The sequence below is a fragment of the Vibrio sp. 10N.247.311.51 genome, from assembly GCF_041467855.1.
Classification (GTDB): Bacteria; Pseudomonadota; Gammaproteobacteria; order Enterobacterales; family Vibrionaceae; genus Vibrio; species Vibrio coralliirubri.
In genome coordinates, this window is sequence record NZ_JBFSVK010000001.1 from 55,913 (window position 1) to 72,486 (window position 16,574).

The window sequence follows — 16,574 nt, forward strand, 5'->3', positions numbered from 1 at the left end:
CACATCCTATGAATTCTTTCGACAATACGATTAACCGCCGAAACACAGGATCGGTAAAGTGGGACTTTATGGAGCAGAAGCTTGGCTTAGAAGGCACCGACTTGCTACCTATGTGGGTGTCTGACTATGATTTCCAAGCACCTCAACAAGTATTAGAACGGTTAGCTCAAGATATTTCACATGGTGTTTTTGGTTACTCAGAACGTCAGGATGACTACTACCAAGCTGCGATCGATTGGTTTAAAAACCAGCATCAAACCGAAATCAAACGAGATTGGATTACAACGGTGCATGGCGTTTTGCCCGGTATTGCTATGGCGTTGCAAATGCTCACGAAAGTGGATGATCAAATCGTGATTCAAAGCCCGGGCTACGGTTCATTCCGTAAGATCATCGAACTAAATGATCGTAAGGTGTTGAACAATCCATTGATTGAATCAGAAGGTCATTACCAGCTTGATTTCGCACACTTGGAAGACTGCTTTGCGAGTGGTGCCAAAACGTTGATTTTCTGCAATCCACACAACCCAACAGGCAGAGCATGGAGCGAGCAAGAAATAATGCAAGTTGCCAAGCTTTGCCAAAAATACGATGTGTGGCTAATCAGTGATGAAATTTGGAGTGACCTAGCACTCGCACCGAATACATTTCATTCAACATTGAAACTACCAAGTTCGCTAACCAACAAGCTTATTGTGGCGACTGCGGCCAGTAAGACTTTTGGCTTGTCATCATTGAGAATCTCTAACTTCATCATCCCCAATGCAGAATTGAAGGAGCAGTTTGTTCGCCGTTTGGATGCTCATGGCATGGATTGCTTCAACAATCTATCAATGTCCGCAGCGACCACTGCATATCAAGAGTGTCAAGCTTGGTTAGCGGACTTAAAACAGTATCTGCAAGACAACATAGAAACGCTGAGCGGATTCCTAAAGACAGAGTTGCCTCATATTCGTTTCACTAAACCCGAAGCGACTTACCTTGCATGGCTTGATTGCCGTGCAATGAAACTAAGTGATACTGAGCTTGAGCAAAAACTCATTGCAGCCGGAATTGTACCGAGTATGGGGTGTGCCTTTGGCGAGGAAGGCTCAGGGTTTATTCGATTGAATCTAGGGTGTCCTGCAGAAGTATTAGCAGACGCTTTGGTGCGACTTAAAGTAGCATTTAGTGAAGATAGGTAAGCAATAAGAAAACGTAACCCAATCCAAACAACAAAGCCCCACTCAACTGAGCGGGGCTTTCTTCATTCTTACTCTTTACTTGGCTAAGGGTAAATTAACCTTGCCATGCAAACTGTTCGAAGACTTTGTCTACTGGTGTTTTAGCAACGTGGTTTACGTAGTTGCTGATCACTTTCTGAGACAGGCCAAGAATCACTTCTAACACTTGTTGCTGACCGTAGCCCGCTTCGAAAAATGCTGCCATTTCACTTTCAGGCACATTACCGCGGTTACGTACCATGCTCAGCGTAAAATCATGCAGTGCTTGCAGCTTTTCAGTGGGTAGAGCCGTGCGATTACGCAGTGCTTCGGTGATTGCAGGATCAACCTTCATTGAATGTGCAATGCCAGTGTGTGCAGGAACACAGTAGTGACATTCGTGTTCAACGTTGATGGTTTGCCAAACCACCGTTAGCTCTTCAGCATCGAAAGATGAGTCACTAAACGCCTGATGAAGCTGGGTGTAAGCCTTAAGTGTGTTTGGAGATTCAGCCAACACACCGAACAAGCCCGGCACTCTGCCCATCTGCTTTTTAGCGCCTTCAAGAATAGGTTGGCTTTGTTCAGGCGCGGATTCTACTGAGTGAATTTTGAAGTTGCTCATTGCTCTATCCCTATCAATTTACGGTTCTAAAGTTATTCAATCACGGAGCAATTAATGAATGTTCTCCGTTGGCGTGAAAACAATATAGATCAAACAAGAACGATCGTTCAAGTATTATTTTGAACACTCGTTCAGATTGTGCTTTGAAGCCTGACGGATATCTTTTGTTCATAACGAGAAAGCCCAACAGGCAACACCTGATGGGCTTTCTCTTTTTCTCAATTTTTTTGCAAGCGACTACCAATATTCGGGGTGAGCCAAAGCTTCAACACAGCTCGACTTTCCACTTGTTACTTTGACTTGACCACCAGTCAACGATTGAGCTAACCAACCGTGAGGGAAACTTAATTCAAATGGCGCTGGGATTTGTTCAACAGTGATTTGCTCAAAGCCCACTTTGGAATAATAGTCAGGATCACCGTAAGTCACTGCAAGCTCAACACCTTGTTCAGTCAGAACCTGCAAACCAAAGTTAATCAGTTTCTGGCCAATACCACACTTTTGCACCTGAGTGCTCACCGCGACTGGTGAAAGCAAATATGCCTTGGTTTCATCATCAAATGAAAGCGGCGTAAAGATAATCGCGCCTACAATAGTGCTATCCGCATCCGACTCACTAGAATCGTCTTCAGCAACAAAGCAAAGTAGCTCTGTCGGAGCTGTGGTCGTTAAAAGGTCGTAGGCAAGCTTACCCACGGTTTTACCTTCGTTCTCACCTTCTGAATCCGTAAAGGTCTGAGTGAAAACTTGAGTGATTTTTTCGATTTCGTTTGAATTATATTGCCTAAATTTCATGGTGTTACTCACTTACTTTAATTTCTTGAGCACAAAGAACTGATAATCAAAGTCACGTTGATTAGAAACTTTAGAAGGCTGTTGATCCAAACCGTTCTTTGATGTGCTGCTATCGAAAAATTGTTTAACTTCATTGTCGCAATCTACCAGCGCTTTTGAGTTCGGCATCGTTGCTTTAAGAGCTTCTACTCGCTTTTGAAAGGGCTGGTAATACGCAAGCCAACCAGCATCGCTCATTGCAAAGTGATCCAAAACTTCATAACCCGCAACTTGTGATTGTTTAATTCGCTCGGATACCATCGTCATGTCTGGGTACTCTTTTTGCCAGAACGCTTTGCTCGATTCGTTAGGTTGTTCGGTATTCCACACCAAATCATTGACGACCAATATGCCGTCATCACTGAGTAAATTTCGCCACTGCTTTAGTGCCTTTTCAACACCCATGATGTAAGCGCTGCCTTCTGACCAAATTAGGTCAAACGACTTAGCTTCAAACGGTAGATCCATCATGCTCGCGCACACGGTTTGGACGTTTCTTTCTAAGCCAAGAGCCTGTGCTTGCTGAGTCAGAATATCTAAACTCGGTTGATCATTATCTACCGCCGTTATGTGCACATCCGCTTGATGTTCTACTATGGCTTTCGCTAACACAGAGGTGGCAATACCTTTACCACAACCGATCTCAAGCACACGTTTGGGAGAAACTGGAACTCGAGCCAACGCCGCCAAAGTATCTTCCGCTGTTCCTGGCCCTAAACGCTGTAAACCCTCAAAGATCACTTCAAAATCCGCCATGTACTGGTCATGATCGTTCATGTCTTTTGAAAGCCATTTCAGTCGCAGTGCTTGCTTCTCATCAAAGCCTTGCTTAATTAGCCAATCGAGGTGTGCATCAGGCGCCACTTTGTCCATCGATTCATGCCAACCTTGCAAACCACTCTCCCCTAACAGAGCCGATAAAAGATCTCTCGAACGCTGTTTCTGAGCGATCTCTTCGTCCAATTGTTCGAGTCGGTTTTGTAACAAGGAGCGGTCAACCTTGGCATCTAAACACGCCTGACACTCTTTCAACGTCAGGCCACCCGCTTGTAACTGCTGCAACAATTTCACACGCTGCAAGTCGCGTTCGGAATAACTTCGATAACCATTACTGGTGCGTTGAGCTTCAATCAAACCCAACTTTCCATAATACAAAAGCGTTGAACGGCTCAGACCAACGAGCTCCGCTAATTCAGATATGCGATACATGCACTTCTCCCTCATTTCTATCTATAAGATAAACTATGAAGTTGTAGTCAGGTCAACACTCAATTAAGCATTTTTCTCATCTTGTTTAGCTTCAAACTGGTAACGCTCTTTGGCATGTCTTTTAGCGATAAGCTTTTCCTTTTATGACTAGCAATTATTCTCGCTGAACGTCTCTTTGATTGAGGCATACATTAAGCCGCTAATGACACAAAGAGCTCCCATAATTAAATAGCCGGCACTCATACCAAACAGCTTCACGCTTATCCCCGCGATCAAGTAAGTAAAAAACCACCAGAAATGCGTTAAAGAGAAGTGAGCAGCAAAATACGGGGCGGTATCTTCTCCCTCACACGCTTGGGTGATCAATAGGCCTGCGGAAGTTTGAATACAAGACATTCCAACGCCCATGGCTAAGCACATTACGCCAAAGCCAACCCAACCGGGTGTGAAACTGCCAACGGCAAAAGAGGCGCAAATCGTCAGCAATCCTATCCAATGAAAATGTTGCGGCGAGTGACTCTCTAACCACTTGGGTAAGCGCAGTGCCATAAGCATGGAACCCAAACCAACGACCATCATTGCTAATGCGGTTTGCGTTTCGTCACCGTGCAGCACTTCGTGTACGTAGATAACGGTATTGACCAGTACCATCGCAGAAGCACTGGCCGCGGCAAGGTATGCGAACCACAGAGCTCTCAACTTAGGTTTATTCAAGTAATTACGCAGCGCTTGCACAGCGCTGGTCTTTTTCGTTTTATGCGCTGATTCTGTCACTCGTTTCAAATTCGGTAATGTACACAGTAAGATCAACACACCAGACAGCAGAAAAGTGGCCGCATCGAGCATGAATAACTGTCTAAAACCAATCAGGCTCAACAATAGAGCCGTTAGCATTGGGCTAAAGATCTGCTCAAGATCGTAAGCCATTCGGCTGAACGACAATGCTTTCGCGTACTGCGTTTTATCCACCAAGACCAAAGGTAGCGTTGATTGAAACAAGGGAGTAAAACCCGCAGAACACGCATTGATGAGAAACATCAACACATAGACTTCCCACACTTCGGTGACAAACGGTAAACAGACAAACAACAGCGCCCTAATCAAATCCAGCGCGAACAAAGTCCTTCGTTTCGGTAACTTATGTGCAATTGCACCAAATACTGGCGCGAGTCCTATGTACGCCAACATCTTCAAAGCAAATGCAATACTCAGCACCATCCCTGCTTCATCACCCGACAGCTCATACGCGAGCAAAGCTAAGCAGATGGAGCTCATTCCTGTGCCGACTAACGATATGATTTGAGCAGACAGCAGGCGAATATAATCTCTATTGCGCCACATTGGAGTAATGTCCGTTCTAGTGCTCATTCGCTTACCTCAATCCGACCTACTAAGTCAGAGAATAGACCACGTAACCAAAGTTGAATGCTGTCCCAAAGTCGTACCATCCAAGATCCTTGTTCTACAGATTGCTCTGCCACTAAAGCGAAAGTTGCCACCGTATTACCGTTACTCTTCCAAACAACTCGTCCCACTTCAGCTCCTTGATCAATAGGCGCGAGCAGCGGTTCAGTCATGACCACAGATTTTTGCAGCGAATCGACTAACCCTCTTGGCATGGTGAGGTACGCATCTTCGGCGATCTTGGCACCGACTTGTTCTGTATTCCCCTTCCAAACTCGTACCTGAGACTCTATTCGATCCTCTTGCATCACTTGTTTGGTGTCGTAAAAACGAAACCCATAACTCAATAGATTCTTTGAGGCAGAGGTTCGCGCTTGTGGACTAGTAGTGCCCATAACGACCGATATCAGGCGCATCTTCCCTTCCGTCGCCGAGCTGACTAAGCTGTAACCCGCATTCTCGGTATAGCCCGTTTTTCCGCCATCGACATTAATTGACTTGTCCCAAAGCAGCTTGTTTCGGTTGTATTGAGTGATCTTATTCCAAGTAAACCGACGCTCTTGGTATAAAGCATAAACGTCAGGTACATCCTGAATAATCGACTTCATCAAAATCGCCATATCCAACGGAGAAGTTTGGATTCCTTCGCCATCTAAGCCATGCGCATTCACAAAGTTAGTATCTTGCAGCCCAAGCGACTTCGCCCAACCATTCATTAGGCTAACAAAGGCTTGTTCACTCCCCGCGATGTGCTCTGCCAGTGCGACAGAAGCATCGTTACCCGATTGAATGATCACCCCTTTCATGAGATTTAAAACTGAAATCTCGTCCCCGGGCTGAATAAACATCTTGGATGACTCTGAGAACTTTGCCGACCACGCGTTTTCACTGACCGAGACTTTATCCTGCCATGTCAATCGACCGGCCTTAACCTCTTGCCCAACGACGTAAGCCGTCATTAATTTGGTCAAACTGGCAGGGGCTAAAATGGCACGTGAGTTTTGCTCTGCAATGATGCTACCCGACTGAAAATCCATCAAAACATAACCTTTGGCAGCCAACTCAGGCGGGTTCGGGGTTACCACAGCGAAGCTTGGAGCACTCATTCCCGCTAACAATAAGTAAGTCAACGCTCTCGCCCAGCGAAGCTTTTCTTTCAGAAGCCTTTCTTTTAGTTTCTTTTTAACCTTTGCTGCCGCAGCTAATGACAAGGAGACATTGAGCTTCAATACCGAAATCTTACTCAAAGCACTTCCTCCAAAGTCAGTGCAGCAACATCGCCAATATAGCGTTGGCGGCCAACTTGATTGGTAGTGATGTACTGGTGCGTTTCTGAGCCTTTACCGCACACTAAGATAAGGTCACCACCGCGACTCAGTTGTTTGGCTAATTGAATGGCTTCATAGCGGTCGCTAATCTCATAGCAAAGCGTGGGGCTAACTTGCGAAGTTAACGCACGAAAAATATCCTCTTGCATCTCACCAAGTGGATTATCCGAAGTAAAAATAACAACATCAGAATGGGTAGCGCATAGTTTGCCGATATCAGCAGCATCTCGTATTCGGTCGCCAGTCACACCAACGACAGTAATCACTCGCTTAACCAACTGGGATTGGATGCCTTGATAGAGAGCCGATAGACCATCAAAGTTATGTGCGTAATCAACTAAGGCCAATGCGCCATTATCCAAAGACAGATATTTTGAACGTCCATCCGGCGCAACAACACTATTCAAGGCGTTAGCGATATCAGCTAGCGACCAATTCAGTGCCAACAATGTTGCCGCCATCGCTAAGGTATTTTCAACGTTAAACAGAAAAGGCAGTTGGCTGAAAACGCGCTCTTTGTTGCCTTGATTATTGAGGATGAAAGTGGCGCCAAATGGCTCAACGTTCAAATCTTCGACATAAAGATCCGCCTCTGAATTATTCATTGAGAACGTTAGGACATTCACTCGGCTGCTTGCTCGCTCTATCGCGACATTGGCGTGGGGATCGTCAAGGTTAATCACAGCGGTGCCATTGGGTTGAATGCGATCCAGGATCTGCAGCTTAGCCTGAACATAACCATCCAGTGTTTTATGATAATCAAGGTGGTCGCGGCCAATATTGGTAATCACTCCAACAGACAGCGGGACGAACCCTGCTCTATCTTGCACCAACGCATGGCTGCTCAGTTCCATAACATTATCAGTGACCTGCGCATCCGCCATATCTTTGAATAAGTTCAACAATGTCACGCTGTCTGGCGTGGTATTACTCAATTCTTGCTTGTTACCCGCATATTCAACGCCGAGCGTTCCAATATAAGCGCTCTGTCGATTGGTCTTTAGAACCTGATTCAAACCATGTGCAACGGTCGTTTTTCCGTTTGTGCCCGTAATACCAATATGGCGAATTTTCTTATGCGGATACTGATAAAAAGCCTTGATGAGCAGCAAGCTTTGGTAATAGCTTCCCGTTACGAATACTGGTACCGATGCCGATATAGGTTTTGTTGCAATGATGGCAACCGCACCATTCGTAACTGCACTTTCAATATAACGATGACTATCATGACTCGTCCCTTCACGACAAACGAATACATCCTGACACTGAACGTGTTCACTGTTTGTTGAGAAGCGCCTAATTGACAATGCGCCCAGTTGTTTTAAGAAGCTTTTCAATGTCTCGCTCAACATTCATTTATCCTTTCTGTTAGCTAGGAATTATTAATTGAGTCGAGTATATTTTCCTGTAGCACATCGATGAAATTGAACAAATCAATTCAAGTCATCAGCCATTTTGATAACCTATATTCTTTAGTGTTATCTCTACCAAATGAGAATATTGCTGTGAAAGATCTTAATTGGCGTGGAATCGACCTCAACCTACTGCTCACTTTTGACGCGCTTTTTCGCTTAAAGAGTGTATCGGCAGCTTCAAAGGAGCTGCACTTGGGACAGCCCGCCACCAGTTACAACCTAAAACGACTCCGGGAGTTATTGGGGGATCCTCTCTTCGAAAGGCAAGGCAACAAGATGCAACCGACGATAAGAGCCCATGAGATTGCCCCTAAGGTTCAGACGATTTTGTCGATTTTCACGCAAGATATTTTACCGGCGGAACAATTTGAGCCAGAGAGTTACGCAGGACAGTTCACCATTGGTGTCAGTGATTACGCAGAGCAGATTTTTGGTCCTGAGATTTTTGACACTCTTCAGCAACTTGCCCCGCTCAGCAAAGTCCTGCTCAAGCCGGTCGATAGTGCGAACTGCGTGACATTACTCGAAAACCAAAACACGGACCTCTGTATTGGTGTTTTTCAGGAGTTACCAAGCCATTTGGATACCACCTTTCTTTACCGAGAAAAGCACCTTTGTACCTTTGATAACAAGGTGTTGAAGACCACACTCCCAATACCGCTCGATACCTATTTGAAGACACCCCAAATGATAATTACGGCTAACCAAGAACTGACGAGCCAAGTCGATATCACGCTAGAAAATATCGGTGTAAAACGTAATGTGGTGCTTGGTACAACACGTTTCTTGACCATTCGAAGAATGCTTTCGGGAAGAAATGTATTAGCCGTAATGGCAGAGATGGTAGGCCGTTCTGAATTGATAGATGATGATTTAGTACTATGCGATCCACCCATTGAAATCCCAGATTTTAACGTCGATATGGTGACATTAAAACGCGACGCCAGTCATCCACGTATCCAGTTTCTTACCCAGCTAGTGCAGAACCTAATTCAAGAAAAAGTAAAAGAACTTCGACTCATCAAATGAGTTGAGGTTTACTAGCTAGGGGCAAGCAAGGATTCATGAAACAAGCAAGGTTTGCCCCTACTTCACTTAAGTTAAATCACCACTTAATCGACCGCAGATCCCAAAATTATTGAGTGCCCATCAATTTACAAAAGTTATCAAAACGCTAAAACAAACCAAAAGGTGAATGCTTAACCCAACCAAGCATACCCCTCGCAAATCACTTCTTAACTTTTTTAGAAAAATTCAAAATTTATTAGAAATTAACCCCTAACTTTACTGAGTATTTTGTTAGTCTTGGAAACAATTATTTACAATCCAAACAAAAATTAATTGGATCGCTTGAGGTTGTTTTTCTTGAATATGAAATTATTCGGCAGTTCCCTAATCCTTTCGGGAACGGCATTAGGGGCTGGCATGTTGGCTATCCCAATGGTGTTGGCTCAATTTGGCTTCATGATCAGCTCAGTGCTGATGCTACTTATCTTTATTGGCACCACATACTCTGCACTCCTACTGGCAGAAGCGTGTACTAAAACCAAAGACAACAGTGGCATGAGCAGTGTTGCTTACCTCACTCTGGGCAGCAAAGGTAAACACTTTATCAATGCACTCTTTTACCTGCTGCTAGTATGCATGTTGATCGCTTATATCTTGGGTGTCGGTGACATCATTCATAAGCTACTGCTCGATGTGGGTGTCGATGTATCGGCATCCGTTGCGTATACCATTTTTAGCCTATTAATGGGCGCTATCGTCGTCTCGGGCAAGTCTTATATCGACAAACTGAATCGCGGGCTATTCATCTTGATGGTCGTGATGTTGTTTATCGTTATCGCGTCATTGTTTAGCAACATTCGTCTTGATTACCTAACTCAAACCAGCCAATACACGGCCAACGACGTGGTGCAGTACAGCGCAGTTATCTTTACTAGCTTTGCCTCTATGGTAGTGATCCCATCACTGGTTATCTACAACCGTGAAGCGACTCAAAAGCAGATCCGCAATATGATTCTGCTTGGCTCAGTGATTCCATTAATTTGCTACCTAACTTGGTTACTCGCGATTATCGGCAACCTCGGCACTGACGCGATCAGCCAGTTCCACAATATCTCTGAGTTGATCTCTGCGTTCAGCGGCCAATCTGCTTGGTTGAAAGTGGTGATCGCTCTGTTCTCTGCTTTAGCCTTGGTGACTTCTTTCCTCGGCGTGTCGATGGCGCTTTACGACCAAAACAAAGACGCGGTGACCAACAACAAAGCGTTGGCTTATGCGTTGACCTTCATTTTACCTCTGGTATTAGCAGAGCTGTTCGCTAGCCAGTTTGTAAGCATGTTGGACTACGCAGGTATGGTGCTGGTGTTCCTAGCTATCTGGGGTCCACTCGCAATGGTGGTTAAGGTTCGTAGACCTGACTTCCCTCACCTACAAACCGAAGGCAGCTATACAGCAGCCGGCGGCGACACGGCACTAATGGCAACATTCGGTTTTGGCGCGTTGATTTTCGTGTCTTGGTTTATGGGGTAGATCATCACTCGGTCATAGACCTAAAAAGATACCAAGAAGAGCAGCTTTGGCTGCTCTTTTTTTATGCCTAATATTCTTATCTACAAACTCTGCCTTCATCGCCAAACCCAATTAACTAAGCCTGCAGGCAAAGTAATTAAAACAATCATTTAGATAAACCCTCTCTCAGTATTTCAAACTCCAGCCCTGCTCAAAACAGCATGTTCTATGATCATATAAAATAGATCGATTGCTGATACATCTGATAATTAGATCACAAAACAACCTCAATGGTATTGTATTGGTATTATCATTTGAAATACCATCATTTGCGTACCCTACAGTACTAAAGGACATAATAATGAAATCGAATAACTTCAAACTGTCTTCAATGATGTTCATTGAATGGTTTATCTGGGGAGCATGGTTTGTTCCCCTATGGCAAATACTCAATACCAATGGATTCACACCAACTGAAATCGCATGGTCTTACGCATGTACCGCGATCGCCGCGATCATTTCACCGATCTTAGTTGGATCAATCACCGACCGATTCTTCGCTGCACAGAAAGTACTTTCTGTAATGTTGATAGCAGGTGCAGGTTTGATGTACTTAGCGGCTCAGCAAACCGAGTTCGCCACCTTCTTCCCACTACTTTTGCTTTACTCGTTAACTTACATGCCGACGATTGCACTGACCAACAGCATTGCTTTCTCTAACGTAGAAGACGTAGAACGTGACTTCCCGCGCATTCGTGTAATGGGCACTATCGGTTGGATTGCTTCTGGTATCGCTATCGGCTTCCTACCAGGTTGGTTAGGCTATGGTGATATTTCATCAAGCAATATTCCACTTATTCTTACCGCTTTAGCATCTTTAGCTCTGGGTATCTTCGCGCTAACATTGCCAGATACACCACCGAAAAGTACCGGAAAACTCAGCCTTAAAGTGATGCTTGGCCTAGACGCTATCGTGCTGCTAAAAGACAAAAACTTCCTAGCATTCTTCGTTTGTTCTTTCATGTTCAGCATGCCTCTAGCGTTCTACTACATCTTCGCTAACGGCTACTTAACTGAAGTCGGAATGAGTAATGCGACAGGTTGGATGACGCTGGGTCAGTTCTCTGAAATCTTCTTTATGCTGGCACTACCATTCTTCACAAAACGATTTGGTATTAAGAAGGTATTACTTCTTGGTCTATTTACTGCCGCAGTTCGTTACGGATTCTTCGTTTACGGTAGCGCAGACACTTGGTACCTCTACTCACTGCTGTTCGCAGGCATCCTATTGCACGGTGTGAGCTACGACTTCTACTTCGTTACCGCCTACATCTATGTCGACAAAAAAGCACCGGCTCACATGCGTACCGCTGCGCAAGGCCTTATCACACTGGGTTGCCAAGGTATTGGTAGCTTGCTGGGTTACCGCTTAGGTGGCGTGTTGATGGAGAAGATGTTCGCTTATGACGAACCACAAAACGGACTAACGTTTGACTGGAGTGGTATGTGGGGCTTCGGCGCCATCATGATAGCCATCATCCTCGTTATCTTTATGTATTTCTTCCGTGAGCCAAACGGCGAGATCAAAGAGATCAAAATCGACAACAAATCAGATGGAACCCCATCAGAGCAGACTCAAGTAGAAAAAGCTCAAGCGTAATTTTATACCTGCTCAGTCTCTCTCCTAGTTTCTGACTGAGCAGCTTTTAGATAACCTATTTTTGGTGAAGTAAGATGAACATTTCGAAACAAGACAGAATTTTAGGCACTTTTTATGGTCAAGCACTGGGTGATTCCATGGGAATGCCATCAGAGCTTTGGCCAAGAAGCCGAGTAAAAGCACACTTTGGTTGGATTGACTCTTTCCTGCCGGGGCCAGCTGAAAACAACGCCGCTTGCTATTTCGATGCTTGCCAGTTCACAGATGACACCTCAATGGCGTTGGCTCTTGCAGACGCTATCATTGAATGCGATGGCGAAATCTCACCAGAGATTATTGCTCGTAACGTATTAAGTTGGGCTGAAGGTTTTGATGCATTCAATAAGAACATTTTTGGCCCGAGTTCAAAAGCCGCGATGCGCGCTATCAAGGAAGGGACATCAATTGATGAACTAGAAAACAACGGCGTGACCAATGGTGCGGCAATGCGCGTGTCTCCAATGGGCTGCCTAGTACCAACCACTAGCCTAGACACCTTCATCGACCAAGTCGCATTAGCTTCAAGCCCAACCCATAAATCAGACGTAGCGATTTCTGGTGCTGTAGCTATTGCATGGTCGATATCTAAAGCGATTGAAGGTCACAGTTGGAACGCAATCAAAGATCAACTACCCGCGATTGCGGTTGCAGCTCAAACTAAGAACATCACCACCTTCAGCGCTTCGATGGGGGCTCGCATTGAATTGGCTCTGATGGTTGCTTCAGAAAACAGCGGCGTTGAAGAGCGTATGGAAAAGATCTATAACCTTGTTGGCGCTGGTGTGAGCACAATTGAGTCTGTACCAGCAGCAATCGCCATGGTCGAACTAGCTCAAACCGATCCAAATCGCTGTGCCATTCTATGTGCAAACTTAGGTGGTGATACCGATACGATAGGCGCAATGGCTACAGCAATTTGTGGCGCATTGAATGGTATTCAAGCTATCGATGTCGAACTGAAAAAACAGCTCGATGACGAAAACCAACTCGACTTTACCGGTTACGCTGAAACCTTCGTACGCTTAAGAGAGATTAAGGAGCAAGGGTATGCCTCATAGTGCTTTGGTTACATTGATTCCAACCTTACAGAACCAACGACAGTTGTGCCTGATTGGCGCGGCTGTGGTCGATATCGTGACAGAAACACCTGCTCTCCCGAAACGTGGCACTGATGTCGAGCTCACAGAGAAAGGCATTCACGTTGGTGGTTGCGCTCTCAACATCGCGATTGCTTTAAAAAAGCTCGGCGTTGAATCTATTAATGCTCTACCGATTGGCCAAGGTAAATGGGCGGACATCATCACTGCCGCGATGGCAGAGAAAGGCCTAACTAGTAGCCTGCAAGATCCAAGTGGCGACAATGGTTGGTGCTTAGCGCTCGTTGAACCCGATGGCGAACGTACTTTCCTGTCCGTCAGTGGCGTTGAGAACAACTGGAATCAACAAGCGCTTGAACAACTCAAGCTTCAAGACAATGCGATCATCTACCTCTCTGGATACCAGTTGTCTTCAGCTTGTGGAGAACAAATCGTTACTTGGCTTGAAACACTGCCAAGCGGTATTGAACTATTCATCGATTTCGGTCCTCGTATTGGAGACATTCCAAAGCCATTATTTGATCGCCTAATCAAGCTGAAACCGACCATATCTTTAAATCGCCAAGAAGCCGAAGTGCTCGGCATGCAAGAGATAAACGCGTTTGTAGAACAATGGCATAACCAGTATGGCTGCCCACTGATTCTGCGTATCGACAGTGATGGTGCTCTGTTCGCTACTCAAGATGGCTACGGGAACGTTGCGCCATTTAAAGCGACCGTGGTTGATACTATTGGCGCAGGTGATACCCATGCGGGTGGCGTGTTAGCGGGTTTGGCTTCCGGCTGGGAACTGCCTGACGCGATCTTACTTGGCAATGCGGTTGCGTCTTATGTGGTGAGTCATGTGGGTGGCGACTGCGCGCCAAGCGTTGACGAGATAACTCACTACCTTAACCAATACTAATTCCTGTTAAGTCATGTAGACACAAGGCTCAGTATTACTGGGCCTTTTTGTTATGCCTGTCTTTCTTTTACCTAGCTTTTTTGGCCTTTCTAATATGAATCATTCTTCTGTTATGAACCGTTTTTCTAATGCAAATAACAAAGCCACAAGGATTCTGCTTGCGAGCTGTGGGATCAACCTTTGCATCGGTGTTCTCTATACCTGGAGCGTTTTTAAGAACTCGCTACTAGAACTCGGTTGGAACAACACTCAAGCCTCGATGCCCTACACCATCACTATAATCACCCTATCATTGGCGCTACTCATTGCTGGTCGTATTCAAGATAAAATCGGCCCACAAAAAGTATTAATGGTGGGTTCTTTGATGGCTGGCGCGGGAATGATCTTGGCGAGCCTCTCCCTAACGCCTTGGAACCTTAATGTGAGCTTTGGTCTAGTCACTGGTGCCGGTATTGGATTCGCTTATGCTTGTTTGAATCCAACCGCGATGAAGTGGTTTCACTCTTCTCAAAAAGGCATGGTCAATGGGTTACTCGCCACTGCATTCGGGCTGGCTGCTATTTACTTGGCACCGCTTACTAGCTATCTAATCTCAGAATTCGGTCTAGAGCAAAGCCTTCAAATACTTGGGGCAAGTTTGATTCTTATCGCCTTTCCACTGGCCTGTTCTATCAAAAATCCGCCAAAGGGCTATGAGCCTAAAGTCAGCTCATCACAGCCTGACGCATTAACGCCTGCATCAACGGTCAGCCGAAATTACATGTGGAGAGAGATGCTCGCCACCAAACAGTTCTATTTATTGTGGTTCACCTACGCATTCGGCGCGGCAGCTGGCTTGATGATCATCGCCAACATCACCTCTATCGCGGCAGAGCAAGCCAATATCTTAGAAGGCGCGTATTTAATCGTGACTTTATCGATATTCAATTCAGCAGGCCGATTGGTTTCTGGACTTCTCAGCGACAAGATTGGCGCATTGAAAACGTTAGCGATTGCACTGAGCCTGCAAACCATCAATATGCTGCTGTTCAGCCAGTTTGTCTCTAGCTCAGCACTAATGGTTGGCGCTGCGTTAGCGGGCATTGGGTACGGCACTTTATTAGCGGTATTCCCTTCAATTATGGCGGACTTATACGGCCTGAAAAACTTTGGTGCCAACTACGGTGTGCTTTATACCGCTTGGGGGATTGGCGGCTTTATCGGCCCTATCCTTGCGGCGATATCGGTGGATTGGTACGACAGTTACTCGATCGCCTATTTGATCTGTGCAGTATTGGTGAGCATCGCTACGATACTGACCTTCCGTGTCAAACCCATTTCTACAGAACCGTGCAGCGACAATGGGGAAGCCTCCAATTATCAGTTTGAACGTTCAAGCTAACTCAATGACTCTCTGAGTGGTGGAATCTTTGTTTCGCCCTCAGATTTCACATTTCTCTTAAGTGTGGACTCAGACTTCGGGTATACTTCGGTTAAATATAAAAGCTAAAACAGACCTTTATGAGCGCTTATCAACCACTGCTTACCTTGATTCAAGAGCGAATCGAACAGAAAGATAAATCACCTTTGTATCTGAAGATTGCCGATTCAGTAAAGCTCGCGACCGAGCAACAAATGTTGAAGGGCGGTGACTTTATCCCAACGGAACGTGAATTCAGCGACAAGCTTGGTGTCTCTCGAATTACGGTTCGTAAAGCATTGGATATTCTAGATAAGGAAGGCGTGATAGTGCGCTCTCGTGGCTTGGGTACTATGATCAGCGAGACTGTTGAATACTCAAGTAAAGAAGCGACAGGCTTCTCTCAACAAGTGGTTTTAAAAGGCAAAAAACCCGACACATTGTGGATAAAGAAAGACGTTGTTCCTTGCTCTTCAGAAATCGCCAAGATGCTCAAAATCGCCGAGAACGATCAAGTATTTTTGTTGAAGCGCGTTCGTTACATCGACGAACAAGCTGTCTCTATCGAAGAGTCTTACGTCCCTGCTCATTTGATCCATGACCCAGACGAGATTCAGTTGTCGCTTTACGACTACTTCCGTAGCCAAGATATCTCGCCAACCAAAACACAAAGTCGTGTATCCGCTAAGATGCCAACAGAAGAATTTCTAGAGAAGCTCAACATTGATGAAACAGTACCAGTGCTGCTTATCGAACAAACCGCTTATGATAAAAAAGGCGTTCCGATTGAATACAGCATCAACCGCTGTCGTGGTGATATGTATGTGTTCGTGAGCGAAGATTAAACCTCGCATCCAAAATACAGCAGTTACAAAAAGCCCGTTAGTCCTGCTATTGAGAGTAGAGACTAACGGGCTTTTTACTTCTTGTTGGAGTGCGTGCTA

The 16,574-nt window shown here is 45.3% G+C and carries 14 protein-coding genes; 8 read left to right on the forward strand and 6 right to left on the reverse strand.

Features of this window, described 5'->3' with window-relative positions; translation table 11 throughout:
• Window positions 1-8: 8 nt before the first annotated feature.
• The gene (locus tag AB6E85_RS00290; protein WP_372140955.1) at window positions 9-1,184 is read left to right on the forward strand and encodes a MalY/PatB family protein; all 1,176 of its coding nucleotides are present in this window, start codon (window positions 9-11) and stop codon (window positions 1,182-1,184) included.
• A gap of 94 nt (window positions 1,185-1,278) precedes the next feature.
• Here AB6E85_RS00290 and AB6E85_RS00295 read toward each other — a convergent pair whose 3' ends face one another.
• The 6 genes from AB6E85_RS00295 to AB6E85_RS00320 form a co-directional block, all read right to left on the reverse strand.
• Window positions 1,279-1,827 (reverse strand): carboxymuconolactone decarboxylase family protein, encoded by a 549-nt coding sequence (locus AB6E85_RS00295; protein WP_017061666.1) that lies wholly within the window; start codon window positions 1,825-1,827, stop codon window positions 1,279-1,281.
• A 237-nt stretch (window positions 1,828-2,064) separates the two neighbouring features.
• Window positions 2,065-2,634: a GNAT family N-acetyltransferase gene (locus AB6E85_RS00300; RefSeq protein ID WP_372140956.1), complete on the reverse strand. Its 570-nt coding sequence runs from the start codon at window positions 2,632-2,634 to the stop codon at window positions 2,065-2,067.
• Window positions 2,635-3,870: a MerR family transcriptional regulator gene (locus AB6E85_RS00305; protein ID WP_372140957.1), complete on the reverse strand. Its 1,236-nt coding sequence runs from the start codon at window positions 3,868-3,870 to the stop codon at window positions 2,635-2,637. It abuts the gene before it with no gap.
• Window positions 3,871-4,017: 147 nt separating this feature from the next.
• Window positions 4,018-5,238, reverse strand: a complete 1,221-nt coding sequence (locus AB6E85_RS00310; RefSeq protein ID WP_372140958.1) for an MFS transporter — start codon at window positions 5,236-5,238, stop codon at window positions 4,018-4,020.
• Entirely contained in the window at window positions 5,235-6,380 is a 1,146-nt protein-coding gene (locus AB6E85_RS00315) for a D-alanyl-D-alanine carboxypeptidase family protein (RefSeq protein ID WP_372141233.1), read from the reverse strand. Before AB6E85_RS00315 ends, AB6E85_RS00310 begins: the two co-directional genes overlap by 4 nt.
• Before the next feature lie 137 nt (window positions 6,381-6,517).
• A complete protein-coding gene (locus AB6E85_RS00320; RefSeq protein ID WP_372140959.1) occupies window positions 6,518-7,954 on the reverse strand; it encodes a Mur ligase family protein in 1,437 nt (478 codons plus the stop codon).
• A gap of 66 nt (window positions 7,955-8,020) precedes the next feature.
• On the opposite strand from AB6E85_RS00320, the gene AB6E85_RS00325 reads away from it, so the two are divergent.
• The 7 genes from AB6E85_RS00325 (at window position 8,021) to AB6E85_RS00355 (ending at window position 16,475) form a co-directional block, all read left to right on the forward strand.
• Window positions 8,021-9,046: a LysR substrate-binding domain-containing protein gene (locus AB6E85_RS00325; protein WP_372140961.1), complete on the forward strand. Its 1,026-nt coding sequence runs from the start codon at window positions 8,021-8,023 to the stop codon at window positions 9,044-9,046.
• Between the two features lie 342 nt (window positions 9,047-9,388).
• Entirely contained in the window at window positions 9,389-10,552 is a 1,164-nt protein-coding gene (locus AB6E85_RS00330; RefSeq protein WP_372141235.1) for an amino acid permease, read from the forward strand.
• 340 nt (window positions 10,553-10,892) lie between these two features.
• Window positions 10,893-12,191, forward strand: a complete 1,299-nt coding sequence (locus AB6E85_RS00335) for a nucleoside permease (RefSeq protein WP_372140962.1) — start codon at window positions 10,893-10,895, stop codon at window positions 12,189-12,191.
• Between the two features lie 74 nt (window positions 12,192-12,265).
• Window positions 12,266-13,288 (forward strand): ADP-ribosylglycohydrolase family protein, encoded by a 1,023-nt coding sequence (locus AB6E85_RS00340; protein ID WP_052880400.1) that lies wholly within the window; start codon window positions 12,266-12,268, stop codon window positions 13,286-13,288.
• Window positions 13,278-14,231, forward strand: a complete 954-nt coding sequence (locus AB6E85_RS00345) for a PfkB family carbohydrate kinase (RefSeq protein WP_059018222.1) — start codon at window positions 13,278-13,280, stop codon at window positions 14,229-14,231. Before AB6E85_RS00340 ends, AB6E85_RS00345 begins: the two co-directional genes overlap by 11 nt.
• A 94-nt stretch (window positions 14,232-14,325) precedes the next feature.
• Entirely contained in the window at window positions 14,326-15,612 is a 1,287-nt protein-coding gene (locus AB6E85_RS00350) for an OFA family MFS transporter (protein ID WP_372140963.1), read from the forward strand.
• A gap of 119 nt (window positions 15,613-15,731) precedes the next feature.
• Window positions 15,732-16,475, forward strand: coding sequence for a GntR family transcriptional regulator (locus AB6E85_RS00355; RefSeq protein ID WP_048613788.1), 744 nt, complete (start codon window positions 15,732-15,734; stop codon window positions 16,473-16,475).
• The last annotated feature ends 99 nt before the right edge of the window (window positions 16,476-16,574 follow it).

What these genes read in the sequence shown, in the direction of transcription:
- AB6E85_RS00290 (WP_372140955.1), top strand. Translation starts at nt 9, where the DNA reads ATGAATTCTTTCGACAATACGATTAACCGCCGAAACACAGGATCGGTA.
- AB6E85_RS00345 (WP_059018222.1), top strand. Translation starts at nt 13,278, where the DNA reads ATGCCTCATAGTGCTTTGGTTACATTGATTCCAACCTTACAGAACCAA.
- AB6E85_RS00350 (WP_372140963.1), top strand. Translation starts at nt 14,326, where the DNA reads ATGAATCATTCTTCTGTTATGAACCGTTTTTCTAATGCAAATAACAAA.
- AB6E85_RS00315 (WP_372141233.1), bottom strand. Translation starts at nt 6,380, where the DNA reads ATGAGTGCTCCAAGCTTCGCTGTGGTAACCCCGAACCCGCCTGAGTTG.
- AB6E85_RS00355 (WP_048613788.1), top strand. Translation starts at nt 15,732, where the DNA reads ATGAGCGCTTATCAACCACTGCTTACCTTGATTCAAGAGCGAATCGAA.
- AB6E85_RS00340 (WP_052880400.1), top strand. Translation starts at nt 12,266, where the DNA reads ATGAACATTTCGAAACAAGACAGAATTTTAGGCACTTTTTATGGTCAA.
- AB6E85_RS00330 (WP_372141235.1), top strand. Translation starts at nt 9,389, where the DNA reads ATGAAATTATTCGGCAGTTCCCTAATCCTTTCGGGAACGGCATTAGGG.
- AB6E85_RS00335 (WP_372140962.1), top strand. Translation starts at nt 10,893, where the DNA reads ATGAAATCGAATAACTTCAAACTGTCTTCAATGATGTTCATTGAATGG.
- AB6E85_RS00310 (WP_372140958.1), bottom strand. Translation starts at nt 5,238, where the DNA reads ATGAGCACTAGAACGGACATTACTCCAATGTGGCGCAATAGAGATTAT.
- AB6E85_RS00325 (WP_372140961.1), top strand. Translation starts at nt 8,021, where the DNA reads ATGAAATTGAACAAATCAATTCAAGTCATCAGCCATTTTGATAACCTA.
- AB6E85_RS00305 (WP_372140957.1), bottom strand. Translation starts at nt 3,870, where the DNA reads ATGTATCGCATATCTGAATTAGCGGAGCTCGTTGGTCTGAGCCGTTCA.
- AB6E85_RS00320 (WP_372140959.1), bottom strand. Translation starts at nt 7,954, where the DNA reads ATGTTGAGCGAGACATTGAAAAGCTTCTTAAAACAACTGGGCGCATTG.
- AB6E85_RS00295 (WP_017061666.1), bottom strand. Translation starts at nt 1,827, where the DNA reads ATGAGCAACTTCAAAATTCACTCAGTAGAATCCGCGCCTGAACAAAGC.